Below are 15069 nucleotides of genomic sequence, written 5' to 3'. Positions count from 1 at the left end.
GTGCCTCCTATCGATGCCGGAGCCGGCCGCTTCGCCCCCAGCCCCTCGGGCGAACTGCATGTGGGAAACCTGCGCACCGCCATCCTCGCCTGGCTTTTCGCCCGCAGCACCGGCCGCGATTTTCTGTTGCGGATCGAGGATCTGGACCGCGCCCGCGCCGGGGCGGAAGACAAAGTGCTGGAGGATCTGGCCGCCATCGGGCTTACGTGGGACGGCAACGTGCTCAGCCAGACGGACCGCTTCCCCCTCTACCGCGCGTCCATCACCGCCCTGGCCGACGCAGGCCTGGTCTACGAATGCTTCTGCACCCGCCGGGAGATCGCCGAAGCCCCCAGCGCTCCGCACGCCCCGTCCGGCGCCTACCCCGGAACCTGCCGGAACCTCAGTGATTCAGAACGCGAACGACGGCGGCAGGAACGGCCCGCTGCCCTCCGGCTGCGGGCCGGAGTCACCGAATACACCGTGACGGACCGGTTGCACGGCGAGTACACCGGCGTCGTCGACGACCTGGTGCTGCTGCGCAACGATGGCGTGCCGGCCTACAACCTCGCCGTCGTCGTCGACGACTCGGAGCAGGGCATCGACCAGGTGGTCCGCGGCGATGACCTGCTCAGTTCCACGCCCCGGCAGGCCTACCTGGCGTCCCTGCTTGGTCTGACGCCAGTCCAATATGCCCATGTGCCGCTGGTGTTGAATACCCATCACCGCCGGATCGCCAAGCGCGACGGCGCCATTTCCCTGCGCACTCTCGCCCTGGCCGGGATTGGTCCGGACAGTGTGCGGGACATGGTCCTGAGTTCGGTCGGCCTCCCGGCCGGGCCGCTGGAGCAGGCACTCAAGGCGTTCTCGCCCGGTCAGCTGCCTACCGAGCCGTGGATCTTCGAACCGCCTGCGTTCGACCTGCACTGAAAAATCCCCAATCCAACCACGACGACGGCTGGCGCGGACAGATCCTAATCTCGGTCAGGCCTCCAGCTTTCTTACTTGAGCAGGGCTACATCCGAGACCAGTTCGATATGGGACAACATCGCTGCAGCGGCCAGATCCGGGTCCTGGGCCCGGATGGCATCGGCGATCTTGCGGTGGGATGCCAACGACTGCTCAGGGCGGCCAGGCTGCCCCAATGATTCAAGGCGGGTTTCGAGGACCATTTCGGCGATGAAGGTCATCAGCTGCGCAAGCACCGGCGAGTGCGCGGCCTCCGTGACTGCCTGGTGGAAAAGCTCATCTCCGTGGGCGCCCCGGTCGCCCTTGCCGACTTCGTCTTCCATGACGCTCAGGGCTTTCTCAATGCCGGCCAGATCTTCGTCCGTCCGTCTCGTTGCTGCTAAGGCGGCAAGCTTCACCTCCAGGGTGCTGCGCGCTTCAACGATTTCCGGCAGGCGGTTCTGATGCTCACGTAAGTCCCGGAGCACGGTGGCAATGCTGGGCCGGTAGACCAGCACCGCGCCCGTGCCGTGCTGGACGCTGATCACGCCGAGTACCTCCAGAGCCACGAGCGCCTGCGCCAGGGTGGCTCGCGAGACTCCGAGCTGTTCAGCCAAGTCACGCTCAGCCGGAAGGTGATCACCCGGCCCCAACTGCTCGGACTCAACGTAACTCAGGATTTGCTTCATCAACTGCTCATAGAGCCTTGGCCGAGCCACGCGGCCCAAGAGTGAAGCAGGCTTTCCAGCCATACCGTTCCTCCCCTCATCGGAATTGCCTCCACAGTACACCTATTGACAAGAGACTCAGTGTCTAGGAGGCTAGGCCAGTGAGCCAGTGACCCACTTCACTATTAAATCTTCTGGAGGAACGCCGATGTCCGCTCCCGTCTTATCAATCATCGTTCTGGCGGCGATGTTCCTGATCGCCACGGTCCTGCCCATCAACATGGGCGCACTCGCCTTCGTCGGCGCCTTTCTGCTCGGAGCCGTCTTCCTGGGGATGGACACCGACACCATTTTGGCCAACTTCCCCGGCGGCCTTTTCCTGACGCTGGTAGGCGTCACCTACCTGTTCGCTATTGCGCAGAACAACGGCACCATCGATTTGTTGATCAGTCGGGCAGTGAAGCTCGTCGACAACAGAATTGCCCTCATCCCGTGGGTCATGTTCATCATCACGGCCGCGATCACAGCGGTCGGCGCGCTGGGCCCTGCTGCGGTGGCCATTATGGCCCCGATCGCTCTCGGCTTCGCTGCCAAATACAAGATCAACCCGCTCATGATGGGCATGCTGGTAGTCCATGGCGCGCAGGCCGGAGGCTTCTCCCCCATTGCCGTCTACGGGGTTATCGTCAACGGGCTCATTACGGACGCCGGCTTTGCCTTCAGCCCCACAGCCCTGTTCCTGACGAGCTTCGCTTTCAACCTGGTGATTGCTTTGGTGCTCTTCCTCGTGCTCGGTGGCCGCAGCCTGTCCATGACAAGGGTGGGACAGTTCGTCGAGCAGGTAGCTGAGGCACGGATGTCTGTGAGCGTCGGCAACAGGGCCAGCGACGTCACATTCAAGGGAGCCGGCAGCGGCACCTATGGGCCACGGGATCCTGCAGGCGACGGCTCCTCCAAGCCGTCCGGCGAGCGCCTGCCGCAGCTGCTGACCATTGCAGGCCTGATCGTACTCGCCGTCGTGGCCCTGGGCTTCAAAGTCGACGTCGGATTCGTCTCCATCACCATCGCCGTGGTCCTCGCGCTCGTGTCACCGAAGGCCCAGAAAGGCGCTGTCAACAAGATCAGCTGGTCAACCGTACTGCTGATCTGCGGCATGCTGACCTTCGTCGGCGTGCTGCAAGAAGCCGGCACAATCGACTACGTTTCGGACGGCGTCGCCAACCTGGGTGTTCCGCTGCTGGCTGCGTTGCTGATCTGCTACATCGGTGCCGTCGTCTCCGCCTTTGCCTCCTCCACGGCCATCCTGGCCGCACTGATCCCGCTGGCCATCCCGTTCCTCGACTCCGGCGAGATCAGCGCCGTCGGCGTGGTCTGCGCCCTGGCAGTCGCCTCCACGATTGTCGACGTCTCGCCGTTCTCAACCAACGGAGCCCTGGTGCTGGCCAACGCACCGGAAGGCACCGACAAAGACCGTTTCTACAAGCAGATCCTGGGCTACGGCGGCATCGTCGTGGTGGCCGGGCCCGTCCTGGCCTGGTTGACCTTGGTACTGCCCGGCTGGCTGTGACCCGCCGACCCTCCAACTGCAGATCCACACCAAAGGAATCGATATGAGCATTGCAACCGACCATCGCACCGGGACATCCCTGGACGCAACCGAAACGGCGGGGCCACTGACTGGATTTACCGTAGTTGACCTCAGCCGTGCACTGGCGGGCCCGCATGCCGGCATGATGATGGCCGATCTGGGCGCCCGCGTCATCAAAGTGGAGAACCCGGGCCACGGGGATGACACCCGCGGCTGGGGCCCGCCCTTCGTCGGACCGGAGGATAACGCACAGGCCACGTACTTTCTGTCCTGTAATCGGAACAAGGAATCCATTGCACTGGACCTGAAGAGCGACGACGGCAAAGAAGTCCTCACCGAACTCATCCGGCGTGCGGACGTGCTGATCGAAAACTTCCGCCCAGGCGTACTCGACCGGCTGGGCTTCGACGCCGCCCGGCTGCACGAACGCAACCCCGGACTGGTGATCCTCTCGATTACCGGGTTCGGGCACGACGGCCCTGAGTCGCACCGCAGTGGCTACGACCAGATCCTGCAGGGCGAAGCCGGCCTGATGTCCCTGACCGGCTCCGGACCAGATGACCCGCAGCGCGTGGGCGTACCGATCGCGGATCTGCTCTCCGGTATGTACGGTGCCTACGGCGCGCTGGCCGCTCTGATGGAACGCGAACGTACCGGACGCGGACAGGTGGTCCGCACGTCCTTGCTCGCGGCGATGGTGGGAGTCCATGCTTTCCAAGGCACCCGGGCCACGGTGGCCGGAGAAGTGCCCCAGGCGCAAGGCAACCACCACCCCTCCATCGCACCCTACGGATTGTTCAGTTGCCGTGGCGGCAAGGTCCAGATCAGTGTGGGCAGCGAAAAACTGTGGGCCGCTTTCAGCAAAGCCTTCGATGTCGACGGCTCGCGCCCGGAATTCGCCACCAACGCGGACCGGGTCAACAACAGGTCCCTCCTCATCCAGGAGGTGGAAGGCGCTTTCGCCACCTATGACGCGGCAACGTTGCTGAAGAAACTGGACGACGCCGGGATCCCTGCGGGCAAGGTGCGCAGCCTGGACGAGGTCTACGCCTGGGACCAGGTCAAGTCCCAAGGCCTGCTCGTCGACGTCGAGCATCAGGTCCTGGGCAAGGTGACTCTTCCGGGACCGCCGCTGCGGTTCTTCAACCCGGCCAGCGCCGAGGAAACCACCCGCAGGACCCATCAGGCCCCACCGATGCTGGATGCAGACGGTAAAACTATCCGGGCCTGGCTCGCCGGCGAAGAAGAGGCGAATTGAGATGCAGACGTTGCAACAGGCACGCCACCTGAACGCCGTCGAACTTCTTGACACCGTTTTGGATCCGGGCTCCTTCAGATCCTGGGATACACCGCCGGCGCAACCTGCGGCGGACGGGAAATACCGACAGGAACTGGATGCCGCCGCCCGGAAGAGCGGAACGGACGAGTCCATCCTGACCGGGGAGGGGCTGATCCGTGGCCGGCGGGTGGCCGTGATCGTCTCGGAGTTCACCTTCCTGGCCGGCTCGATCGGGCAAGCCGCCGCGGAGCGAATCACCGCCGCGATGGAACGGGCCACGGCTGAACGTCTTCCGCTGCTCGCCGGCCCTGCCTCCGGAGGCACCCGCATGCAGGAAGGAACTCTCGCTTTCCTCGCGATGGTCAAGATCACGGCGGCGGTGCACCGCCATCGGCAGGAAGGCTTGCCCTACCTGGTCTATCTACGCCACCCCACCACGGGAGGGGTGATGGCGTCCTGGGGCTCACTGGGCCATGTGACAGTCGCCGAGCCGGGTGCGCTCCTCGGGTTCCTCGGTCCTCGGGTATTCGAGGCGCTGAACGGCGAACCGTTCCCGGCAGGCGTGCAGGTTTCCGAAAACCTCTTCCACAAGGGGCTGATCGACGCGGTCGCTCCGCCGCAGGAACTAGCGGAAATCCTGGACCGGGCGTTGAACATCCTGCTGCCGGGATCGGTCGATCCTGTTCCGGAGCCGGAAACCCTTGAAACGCGGCCCGCCGGCGCAGACGCCTGGACATCGATCCAAATCTCCCGGAACTCCCGCCGGCCGGACCTGCGCTGGTTGCTGGCTGCAGGCGCTGATGATGCATTACCGCTGAATGGGACGGGACAGGGCGAGAACGACCCCGGACTGTTGCTCGCGCTGGCCCGCTTTGGCGGACAGTCGTGCGTGGTGCTCGGCCACGAACGACCGCGGGATCCGAGCGCTCCCGCCATGGGACCGGGATCGCTGCGCGAGGCCCGCCGAGGCATGAAGCTGGCCGAAGAGCTCGGCCTGCCCCTGCTGACGGTCATCGATACCGCAGGCGCCGCCCTGTCCAAAGAAGCAGAGGAAGGCGGACTGGCTGGAGAAATCGCCCGATCGCTGCAGGATCTGGTCGGACTGCAATCCCCCAGCGTATCGGTACTGCTCGGCCAGGGTGCCGGCGGCGGCGCCCTCGCCTTGTTGCCAGCGGACCGGGTCATCGCCGCCCACCATGCCTGGCTGTCGCCGCTGCCGCCCGAAGGCGCCAGCGCCATCCTGCACCGCACCACCGAATACGCGCCGTCAATCTCGGTTCAGCAAGGAGTCAACGTTACTTCCTTGTACGGCAATGGCTTGGTGGACCATATCGTGGACGAACGCCCCGATGCCGCGGTCGAACCGAAGGACTTCTGCCGTCGGATGGCGCGTGCTATCGAATATGAACTGTGCGCCGCCGCCAGCATCCCCATGGCCGAACGCGTGGAGCGACGCTGGGAGAAATTCCGGCAGCTTGGGTGCTGAGTCAGGCGCGGATCGACGGCTTCCAGGTTACTCCGGCATAGGATCGGGGCAGCATCCGATAACAGCAAGGAGAATCCAGTCGATGCCGCGCATTCTGGACGAACTCGAGCAGCGCATAGCCGCGGCCCTGATGGTGGACGGCCGGGCGCCCTGGCGAAAAATTGCCGCCGTGCTAGGCGAGCCGGAACGCACGGTCGCCCGCCGCGGCTCTGACCTGCTGGCGGCCGGCGAGGTCGCCGTCGTTGGGCTGCGGACCCGGCAATCGTCGGCCCTGCTGCGCCTTGAGTGCATGCCTGGCACGAGCCGGGCTGCGGCCGAGGCTCTCGCGCAGCGCCGTGATTCCACTTTCAGCTACCTCATGACGGGCGGGGCGGACTGCGTGGCCGAACTGTTGATGGATCCGCAGGAGGTCAGTAACATCTTGGCCACTGAGGTACCGTCCACCGTGGGATTGCTGCGGGCCGCCAGCTACCCCGTGTTGCGCTATTTCCGATCCATCCGAGGATGGAACTCCGGTGTGCTGACCGACGCCGAAAGCATGGCCCTACGGTCCGACCTCACCGTCGACTTCACCGCGAACCATGCCCTGCGTCCGCTGCAGTCGGCGGTGCCCTCCCCGCTGTCGGGCCAGGACCTGCGTCTGCTGGACGCGTTGGTCGAAGACGGCCGTTCCAGCTTGGAAGCCTTGGCACGCCGCGCCGGAGTTTCGGAAACGACAGCCAGGCGCCGAAGCGAGTGGCTGCTGCGCAATAATTTAGTCAGCATCCGTGCCATCGTTGAGCCCGCTTCGCTGGGACTGCCCCTCGAGGCGTTCCTCTGGATAAAGGCTGCGCCCGGCAAAGTCGATGCGATCGGCCGCGCCCTGGGCAGGGAACCCGCGGTCCGGTATGCGGCCGCAGTCGCCGGGGACCGCCAACTGGTAGCGGATGTGACGGTCAGCGATCAGGAAGAGCTCTACCGTTTCACAACCGATTCGCCGTGGGCTGCCGAGGCCGACAGAATCGAGACGACCATGCTTTTGCAGGCGCGTAAACGCGGCGGCCGGCTCCTGCCCGCACCCTGACTAGGCAACGTCTACCCAAGCCGGCTGCAGGCCCTGGCAGCTGTGGCAACGGCGGCCACAGCTGCCGGCACTGTCAGGAAGTCGCAGGGGAAGCCGCAGGCCGGCTCGGCTCCGGCCGACGGTCCACGCAGCGCGTCCGATCCTCGAATGCTTTGGCCTGGCGCAGCAGGGCCATGTCCTGATAGTGGTTCGCGGCAATTTGGAAGCCAACCGGGAGACCCTCGGCGGTAAAGCCGGCAGGGACCGCCAGCACGGGCAGGCCGGTAGCAGACAGGACGCATGCCGAACGCATCCAGTCCAGATAGGTCCGGGACTTCACACCGGCCACCTCACCGGGGTAGCGCATCGTGGCGTCGAACGGCAGCACCTGGGCCGCCGGGCTCAGGAACAGGTCGTATCGCCCGAAGAAGTTCTGCACGGAAGCTTCCAGCCGCGTCCGCGCCGCAGTCGCTTCGATCAGGTCCTGGGCGCTGAGCGACCAGCCAAGCTCTACATTCCAAATCACTTCCGGCTTGATCAAATCCCGGTGGCTGCGCACAAGCGGTCCCAGCTCTGCGGCAAAGTCCGTCGCCCTGGTGGCTTGGAAGACCTGGTCCGCTTCGGAGAAGTCCGGTGTGGCCTCTTCCACGATCGCCCCGGCCTCCTCGAAGACCCGCAACTGGCGCTGAAGCACCTCCAGTACTGCCGGTTCCACCGGGATGCCGATGCCGAAATCCGGGCTCCAGCCGATTCGGACGCCACGAAGGTCGCCGTCGAAAACACCCGCGAACGCCTTCCCGTCCAGCGGTGCCGGAGTCGGCAGTTTGCGCGACGGTCCGGCCACTGCGGACATAAACAGCGCGATATCCGAAATCTCCCTGGCCATGGGACCGGTCCGGCCCAGCCATGCCCAGGCATTGTTCGGCGCGGGCATCGGGATAACGCCGTACGAGGGCCGGAATCCGGCCACATTGCAGAAGGAGGCCGGAATCCTCAGCGACCCGCCCATATCCGAGCCTTCACCCAAGGGCTGGATGCCGGCGGCTATGGCGGCAGCCACACCGCCGGACGAACCCCCAGCGCTGCGGGACGGCGCGTACGGGTTGGTGGTGGTGCCGAATACCTCGTTAAAGGTGTGTGAACCGGCGCCGAATTCGGGAACGTTCGTCTTACCCGTAGCCACCACTCCGGCCGCCCGCAGCCGTGCCACGATGAGGTCGTCCTCGTCGGGCACGTCGTCCTTGAAGATCAGCGACCCCTGCGTCGTCCGCATCCCCTTGGTCCGGTGCGTGTCCTTATGCGTCATCGGCAGCCCGTGCAGCGGTGGCAGGTCCACCCCGCTGACGGTCAGCCGGTCGGCCGCGTCCGCAGCGGCGAACGCAGCCTCAGGATCGAGGGTGACGACGGCATTAATCGCCGGATTCACTTCGTCGATCCGCGCCAGATGCGCGGCAACGGCCTCGCGTGCGGAAAAGTCCCGGCGGCGAATACCCTCCACCAGCTTGGCTGCGGTCAGCTCCAATATTTCGGTCATTCCTACTTACTCCAATACGCAAGGTTTTCAGCTTCTTTCAAAGTCTGGACCTGCCGGAGCGTCAGCGGAAGCTCGAACCATGATTCAGCTCACAGTGGGGGAAATGGCCAATGATATGGCGCTTTCTGCCAGCTGTTGCCATGGAACCATCACAAGCAGCCTGTTGTGGCTATCCCACCTGGCTTTGTACGGCCCGTCGGACGAGGGACGATGCGCAGCAGCGCCCTGATGACGGCAAGTATGGGCAGAGCAGAGGCCGGGAAGATTAATAGACCTGACCTTCGTTTTTCAAGGGTACCCGTCCAAATGAACGGCCGGTCAGGAATTAAGACCAGCTAGCTTGCCATCCGATCTTTTCGTCGCAACACTAGGTACGCTCGCGGCGGGAAGCCATCCCAGCCCTGCCGCGGCTCCGCCGGCCCTGCGCGCCATAAGCCCCGCCGTGCCGGCGCCTTCCCTCCCCTCCCCTTCCCGCATCGCCTTAAGGCGTGCTCCATTAGATTCGATGAGGAGTCCGATGAAGAAGAAGTCCGCATTAGCGGCACTTTCCTTAATCCTTTCAACAGGCCTGGTTGCCGGGGTCGCCGCTCCAGGCGCCGTAGCCCAGGAACCAGCGGCAGCGCAGGTCAACGCACAGGTGTCCGAAACAGGAAAGGCAACCATCAAACGGGACAGCTACGGCGTCCCCCATGTTTACGCGGACACCACCCGGGACCTTTTCTACGGCTATGGTTACGCCGTCGCCGAGGACCGGATGTTCCAGCTGGAAATGGCCAAACGGGCCGTGCTCGGAACCTCCGCCGAGGTGCTCGGCCCCGACTACGTGGAAATTGACAAGCGTTCCCGTGCTTCCTTCGATCCTGAGGCCATTAAGGCGCAGATCGAGGCCCTGCCGCAGGAAGACCGCGACATCCTCGAGGGCTATGCGGCCGGCTTCAACGAGCGCGTCGGTGAGGTCATGGCCAACCAGGAGGAGCTGCTGCCGAAGCAGTTCACCGACTACGGCTTCGAGCCCACCACCTGGAGCGCCTACGACGTCGCCATGATCTGGGTTGGCACCATGGCCAACCGCTTCTCGGACAGCGCCGGCGAGTTGTCCAACCTCCAGGTCCTCCAGCAGCTCACCACCGAGTACGGTGCGGAGCAGGGCCAGCTGCTGTTTGACCAGTTGCAGTGGACCGAAGATCCGACGGCGCCAACCACGGTTCCCCGCGAGGACAAGAAGCACCCGAACAAGCTGGCCGTGGACAGCCCCTCGCAGCTGGCCGATCTTGCCAAGGTCTCCCCGGATCTGGAGGATAGCGGACTGGCTTCCATGAAGCAGTTCGGCGGCGGTGACTGGCCCGCGGTCAAGCCGGAAGCCAGCAACCTCTGGATCGTGGGCGACAAGAAGTCCAAGGAGAAGGGCTCCGTCCTCCTGAACGGCCCGCAGTTCTCCTGGTTCAACCCCTCGTATGTCTACGGCATCGGCCTGCATGGAGCCGGGTTCGACGTCACCGGCAACACCCCGTTTGCACACCCCACCATCCTGTTCGGCACCAACAAGGACATCAGCTGGGGTTCAACCGCCGGGCCGCTTGATGTCAATGACGTCTACCAGGAACATCTGGACCCGGAGAACCCGCACCGGTACCGGTACGACGGCGAGTGGCGTCCCATGGACGTGCGCACCGAAAAGATCGAGGTCGCCGGGCAGGAACCTGTCGAGCATCAGGTCTACTCCACCGTGCACGGCTACGTAACCAGCTTCGACGCAGCGAACAACACCGCCTACTCGAAGAAACGCAGCTGGGCGGGTACGGAAATCCAGTCGTTCATGGCCTGGATCAAGATCATGAAGGCGCAGAACTGGGAGGAGTACCTGGAGCAGGCCGAGAAGGTCGGCATCACCATCAACTGGTACTACGCCGACAAGGAAGGCAACATCGGCTACGTCTCCCCCGGAAAGCTGCCGGTCCGCGCCCAAGGCCACGATCCCCGGCTGCCCGCCGTCGGCGATGGCTCCATGGAGTGGGAGGGCATCCGCCCCTTCTCCGAGAACCCCAAGGTCTACAACCCCAAACAGGGCTACATCGTCAACTGGAACAACCAGTCGGCCGCCGGGTTCAACGCGGGCTCCGGCAACTGGTCCCCCGTGGACCGGGTGAACGAGATCATCGAGCGGCTGGAGGAAAAGCAGAAGTTCACCACCGACGAGATCTGGGACATCAACGAAGAAACATCCTTCGCTGACCTGAATATCCGCTACTTCCGCCCGTTCCTTGAGGATGCGGTGAAGACGCTTCCGGCCAAGGATGCCCTGGTGCAGGATGTCCGGCTGCTCACCGAGTGGGACGGCCAGCGGCGCGACGGGGACGGCGACGGCGATCTGGATGGGCCGCAGGCAGCGATCATGAATACCTGGCTGCCCATCCTGTTCGAAACCGTGCTCGAGGACGACCTTCCGGCGTCGGTGTTCGAGAACTACGCTCAGGGCACCGGCTTGGCGCGGCCCGCCAACGGCAGCAAACTCGTCTACAACGCCCTACTGGGCGAGGACGCCGGCGTCGAGCAGAGCGTTGACTTCTTCAACGGCGCCGACAAGCAGCAGGTGCTGCTGGACACCTACCGCCAAGCGCTCGCCCAGCTGGCCGCCGAGCAGGGCGCGGACCGCTCCGCATGGAGCGTGCCGGCACCCCAGCATGAGTTCTCCTACAAGAACTTCATTGGGGTCCCGCAGGCGACCGCGGAAGAAAACCTGACCGGTCCCGCGTACATGAACCGCGGCACGCAGAACGACATCGTCTCGCTCTTTGGTTCGGACGCCAGCATGTGCACGGTCGCGCCGCCGGGGCAGAGCGGCTTCATCGCTCCCGACGGCACCAAGTCCGAGCACTATGCGGACCAGCTGCAGATGTATGCGGATTTCGAATGCAAGAGCGAGAACCTGTACCCGCAGCAGCTCGAAGCGAATCTGGAAAGCACCACGGTACTGAAGTAGCACGGCAGGAAGAACGACGGCGGCAGGTCACCCACATGGCCTGCCGCCTTTTGCTCCGGGCGGGACGGGGCGTAGGTCGGCAGTTCCGTCTCTAAGATGGACTAATGACTGCAACTCTCGTGGCGAAAGACCTTTCCGGCGGCCACGGCCACCGCACCCTGTTTGCCAATCTGAACCTGACCGTCGCCCCGGGAGACGTTGTCGGCGTCGTTGGTGCCAACGGGGCAGGGAAATCGACGCTGCTGCGCCTTCTGGCAGGGGTGGACGCACCGATGGCCGGCACGGTCAGCGCCGCTCCCTCGGACGCGTTTATCGGCTGGCTGCCGCAGGAACACGAGCGCATTCCCGGCGAGACCATCGCCGGCTACATTGGCCGCCGCACCGGCTCCGCAGCCGCAACTGCTGAAATGGAAGCCGCTGCCGAGGCCCTCGGCTCCGGGACCAAGCAGGCCCAGGACGCCTATGCCGTTGCGCTGGACCGCTGGATGGCCTCCGGCGCAGCGGATCTTGAGGACCGGATTCCGGCCGTGCTGGCCGAGCTTGACTTGGCAGCCGGGCCCGACGCCCACATGACCGGCCTTTCCGGTGGACAGGCCGCGCGCGTGGCCCTCGCCGCCCTCCTGCTAAGCCGCTTCGACGTCGTACTCCTCGACGAGCCCACCAACGATCTGGACCTTGCCGGACTGGCACGGCTGGAGAACTTTGTCCGGGGGCTCCGCGGCGGCGTCGTCCTCGTCTCGCACGACCGCGAATTCCTGGCCCGCTGCATCACCAAGGTAGTGGAGCTCGATCTCGCGCAGAACAAAGTGGCGGTGTACGACGGCGGCTACGACGCCTTCCTGGAGGAGCGGGCCGTCGCCAAGCGCCATGCCCGCGAGGCCTACGAGGAGTTCGCCGACAAGAAGGCGGACCTCGTCTCGCGGGCACGGACGCAGCGCGAGTGGAGCTCGCAGGGCGTGCGCAACGCCATGAAGAAGAGCCCGGACAATGACAAGATCCGCCGCCGTGCCAGCATGGAATCCTCGGAGAAGCAGGCGCAGAAGGTCCGGCAGATGGAATCGCGCATCGCGCGCCTGGACGAGGTCGAAGAGCCGCGCAAGGAATGGCAGCTGCAGTTCAGCATCGGCACCGCCCCGCGTTCCAGCTCCGTGGTCGCCACCCTGAACCAGGCCACCGTGCGTCGCGACGAATTTACCCTCGGCCCCGTTTCCCTGCAGGTCAACGCGGGCGAGCGGATCGGCATCACCGGCCCCAACGGCGCAGGCAAGTCCACCTTGCTGAAGCTGCTGCTCGGCCATCTTGCGCCCGACGACGGCGCCGCCAGCCTGGGGTCCAGCGTTGCCGTCGGCGAGATCGACCAGGCCCGCGGACAGCTGGCGGACACGAAGCCGCTGGGCGAAGCCTTCGAATCGCTGGTGCCCCAGCTGAACCAAGCCGAGGTCCGCACGCTGCTGGCTAAATTTGGTCTGAAGGCCGATCAGGTGAGCAGTCCGGTAGGCGCCCTCTCCCCTGGCGAGCGCACGCGTGCTGCCCTCGCTTTGCTGCAGGCGCGCGGGGTTAACCTGCTGGTGCTCGACGAACCCACCAACCATCTGGACCTGCCTGCCATCGAACAACTTGAGGAAGCACTCGAAAGCTACGACGGCGCCCTGCTGCTGGTTTCCCACGACCGCAGGCTGCTCGAAAACGTCCGGCTGGATACCCGTTGGGAAGTCGATAACGGCCGCGTGCTGGCCAAGTAAATTCCGACAGGAACGGCGAGCTCAAGCAGCGCTTATCCTCGGCACGCTTTGACTTAGCATTCCTGCAATGTTGTACTGAGGAGTAGGTTCGCTGTGGTTATTGGATCTTCAGTGAACCGCTCGGAATCGTTGGTCCAGGCCTGACAGTCTGGGCCTCCGACCTGCAGTGCCCCCGCTCTCCCGTCACCGGGATTGATTGACCGTCTCCCGTCCCCGGGATTGATGAACAGGGCCAAGCGCGTAGTGCGCTGTTACTGTTTTTGCCGCCGCAACCTGCGTTGCGCCGGGTATACGCGCTCTGCGCAGCCTGGCCGCCTGGTTCCGCGGTCTTTCCGGGCGTCGCATCTGACGAAACAAGATCCAATGGATGAGGAGATGCATAAAATTGCGAGTCGGAATCATTGGTGCAGGGCCCAGCGGAATGGCACAGCTGCGGGCATTCGAATCGGCGCGGAAGCTTGGCGCCGAAATACCGGAAATCGTCTGCTTTGAAAAGCAGTCCGACTGGGGCGGTCAGTGGAACAGCAGCTGGCGCACCGGCCTGGACGCCTCGGGCGAGCCAGTACACAGCAGCATGTACCGCCACCTGTGGTCCAACGGCCCCAAAGAATGCCTTGAGTTCGCCGACTACACCTTCGACGAGCACTTCGGCCGCCCGATCTCTTCCTACCCGCCGCGCGAGGTCCTCTTCGACTACATCAAGGGCCGCGTGGAGAAGTCCGATGTGCGCAAGTACGTCCGCTTCAACACCACAGCACGCTGGGTCTCCTACAACGAGCAGACGCAGGAATTCACGGTCACGGTCGAGGACCTGGCCGCCCAGAAGACCGAGACCCATGTCTTCGACAAGCTGGTCATTTCCGTGGGCCACTTCTCGGTTCCCCACGTGCCGCAGTTCGACGGCATAAACAGCTTCCCCGGCGAAGTCCTGCATGCCCATGACTTCCGCGGCGCCGAACGCTTCGCCGGCAAGGACCTCCTGCTGATCGGGAGCAGCTACTCCGCCGAGGACATCGGCATGCAGTCGCACAAGATGGGCGCCCAGTCCGTCACGTTCAGCTACCGCAGCGGCCCCATGGGCTTCGACTGGCCGGACTCCGCCGTCGAGCGCCCGTTGGTCACGCGTTTCGAAGGCCGCACTGCGCACTTCAGCGACGGCACCACCGGCGAGTTTGACGCCGTCGTTCTTTGCACCGGATACCAGCACAAGTACCCCTTCCTGCCGGCCGAACTGTCGCTGAAGTCCAAGAACGTGCTCTACCCGGGCAACCTCTACAAGGGCGTCATCTGGCAGGACAACACCAACCTGTTCTACCTCGGCGCCCAGGATCAGTACTACACGTTCAATATGTTTGATGCGCAGGCCTGGTTCGCCCGCGACGTGATGCTTGGCCGCATCGAGCTGCCGGATGAGAAGGAACGAGCCGCCGATATCCAGGCCTGGCTTGAGCGCCAGGATGCGCTGCCCGACCACGACGCCGAGGCGGATTACCAGACGGACTACCTGCGTGAACTGATCGCGCTGACGGACTACCCGGAGTTCGATCTGGATACGGTTTCCGCCCTGTTCAAGCAGTGGATGAAGGACAAGGAAGACCACATCCTCGGCTACCGCGACAACATCCACCGCTCCGTGATGACCGGCACCATGGCTGCGCGGCACCATACCCGCTGGATCAATGCCATGGACGACAGCCTGCAGCGCTACCTCAACGGCCCGTCCCAGGACGTGGACACCCGTACGCTGACTGCGCTCACGCAGGATGACGAGCAGCTCGCCGCTAAGTAAGGCACTCCGGTCGGCTACCGGTCTCAAAGCACGA

General features: G+C 64.4%; 10 protein-coding genes. 8 read left to right on the top strand and 2 right to left on the bottom strand.

The window, feature by feature from the left end:
• Entirely contained in the window at positions 1-909 is a 909-nt protein-coding gene (gluQRS, locus tag J5251_RS09465) for a tRNA glutamyl-Q(34) synthetase GluQRS (RefSeq protein WP_244250881.1), read from the top strand.
• 71 nt (positions 910-980) lie between these two features.
• Here the strand turns inward: gluQRS and J5251_RS09460 are convergent, their stop codons facing one another.
• Positions 981-1679, bottom strand: coding sequence for a FadR/GntR family transcriptional regulator (locus J5251_RS09460; RefSeq protein WP_208575910.1), 699 nt, complete (start codon positions 1677-1679; stop codon positions 981-983).
• Between the two features lie 124 nt (positions 1680-1803).
• On the opposite strand from J5251_RS09460, the gene J5251_RS09455 reads away from it, so the two are divergent.
• The 4 genes from J5251_RS09455 to J5251_RS09440 all read left to right on the top strand — a co-directional run bounded on the left by J5251_RS09455 (position 1804) and on the right by J5251_RS09440 (position 7011).
• Positions 1804-3162: an SLC13 family permease gene (locus J5251_RS09455; protein WP_208575909.1), complete on the top strand. Its 1359-nt coding sequence runs from the start codon at positions 1804-1806 to the stop codon at positions 3160-3162.
• Positions 3163-3205: 43 nt separating this feature from the next.
• On the top strand, positions 3206-4441 hold the full coding sequence (locus tag J5251_RS09450) for a CaiB/BaiF CoA transferase family protein (protein WP_208575908.1): 1236 nt from the start codon (positions 3206-3208) through the stop codon (positions 4439-4441).
• A 1-nt stretch (position 4442) separates the two neighbouring features.
• A complete protein-coding gene (locus J5251_RS09445) occupies positions 4443-5948 on the top strand; it encodes a carboxyl transferase domain-containing protein (RefSeq protein WP_208575907.1) in 1506 nt (501 codons plus the stop codon).
• 82 nt (positions 5949-6030) lie between these two features.
• Complete coding sequence (locus J5251_RS09440) at positions 6031-7011, top strand: Lrp/AsnC family transcriptional regulator (protein ID WP_139005102.1); 981 nt, start codon at positions 6031-6033, stop codon at positions 7009-7011.
• Positions 7012-7084: 73 nt separating this feature from the next.
• On the opposite strand, the gene J5251_RS09435 is transcribed toward J5251_RS09440, so the two are convergent.
• Complete coding sequence (locus J5251_RS09435) at positions 7085-8524, bottom strand: amidase (RefSeq protein WP_139005101.1); 1440 nt, start codon at positions 8522-8524, stop codon at positions 7085-7087.
• Positions 8525-9041: 517 nt separating this feature from the next.
• Between J5251_RS09435 and J5251_RS09430 the strand changes: the two genes are divergently transcribed.
• From J5251_RS09430 to J5251_RS09420, 3 genes are all read left to right on the top strand, one after another.
• Complete coding sequence (locus J5251_RS09430; RefSeq protein ID WP_208575906.1) at positions 9042-11504, top strand: penicillin acylase family protein; 2463 nt, start codon at positions 9042-9044, stop codon at positions 11502-11504.
• 104 nt (positions 11505-11608) lie between these two features.
• Positions 11609-13246, top strand: a complete 1638-nt coding sequence (gene abc-f / locus J5251_RS09425; protein ID WP_208575905.1) for a ribosomal protection-like ABC-F family protein — start codon at positions 11609-11611, stop codon at positions 13244-13246.
• Positions 13247-13625: 379 nt separating this feature from the next.
• Positions 13626-15035: an NAD(P)-binding domain-containing protein gene (locus tag J5251_RS09420; RefSeq protein ID WP_208576099.1), complete on the top strand. Its 1410-nt coding sequence runs from the start codon at positions 13626-13628 to the stop codon at positions 15033-15035.
• The last annotated feature ends 34 nt before the right edge of the window (positions 15036-15069 follow it).

The sequence above is a fragment of the Arthrobacter crystallopoietes genome (assembly GCF_017603825.1).
Taxonomy (GTDB): Bacteria; Actinomycetota; Actinomycetes; order Actinomycetales; family Micrococcaceae; genus Crystallibacter; species Crystallibacter crystallopoietes_B.
Note: the sequence above shows the minus strand (reverse complement) of the source record. Positions and strands in the feature narration are given on the sequence as shown.

Excerpts from the sequence above, each read along its gene's own strand:
- J5251_RS09435 (WP_139005101.1), bottom strand. The coding sequence starts at position 8,524 with ATGACCGAAATATTGGAGCTGACCGCAGCCAAGCTGGTGGAGGGTATT.
- J5251_RS09445 (WP_208575907.1), top strand. The coding sequence starts at position 4,443 with ATGCAGACGTTGCAACAGGCACGCCACCTGAACGCCGTCGAACTTCTT.
- J5251_RS09450 (WP_208575908.1), top strand. The coding sequence starts at position 3,206 with ATGAGCATTGCAACCGACCATCGCACCGGGACATCCCTGGACGCAACC.
- J5251_RS09460 (WP_208575910.1), bottom strand. The coding sequence starts at position 1,679 with ATGGCTGGAAAGCCTGCTTCACTCTTGGGCCGCGTGGCTCGGCCAAGG.
- J5251_RS09430 (WP_208575906.1), top strand. The coding sequence starts at position 9,042 with ATGAAGAAGAAGTCCGCATTAGCGGCACTTTCCTTAATCCTTTCAACA.
- J5251_RS09455 (WP_208575909.1), top strand. The coding sequence starts at position 1,804 with ATGTCCGCTCCCGTCTTATCAATCATCGTTCTGGCGGCGATGTTCCTG.
- J5251_RS09440 (WP_139005102.1), top strand. The coding sequence starts at position 6,031 with ATGCCGCGCATTCTGGACGAACTCGAGCAGCGCATAGCCGCGGCCCTG.
- abc-f (WP_208575905.1), top strand. The coding sequence starts at position 11,609 with ATGACTGCAACTCTCGTGGCGAAAGACCTTTCCGGCGGCCACGGCCAC.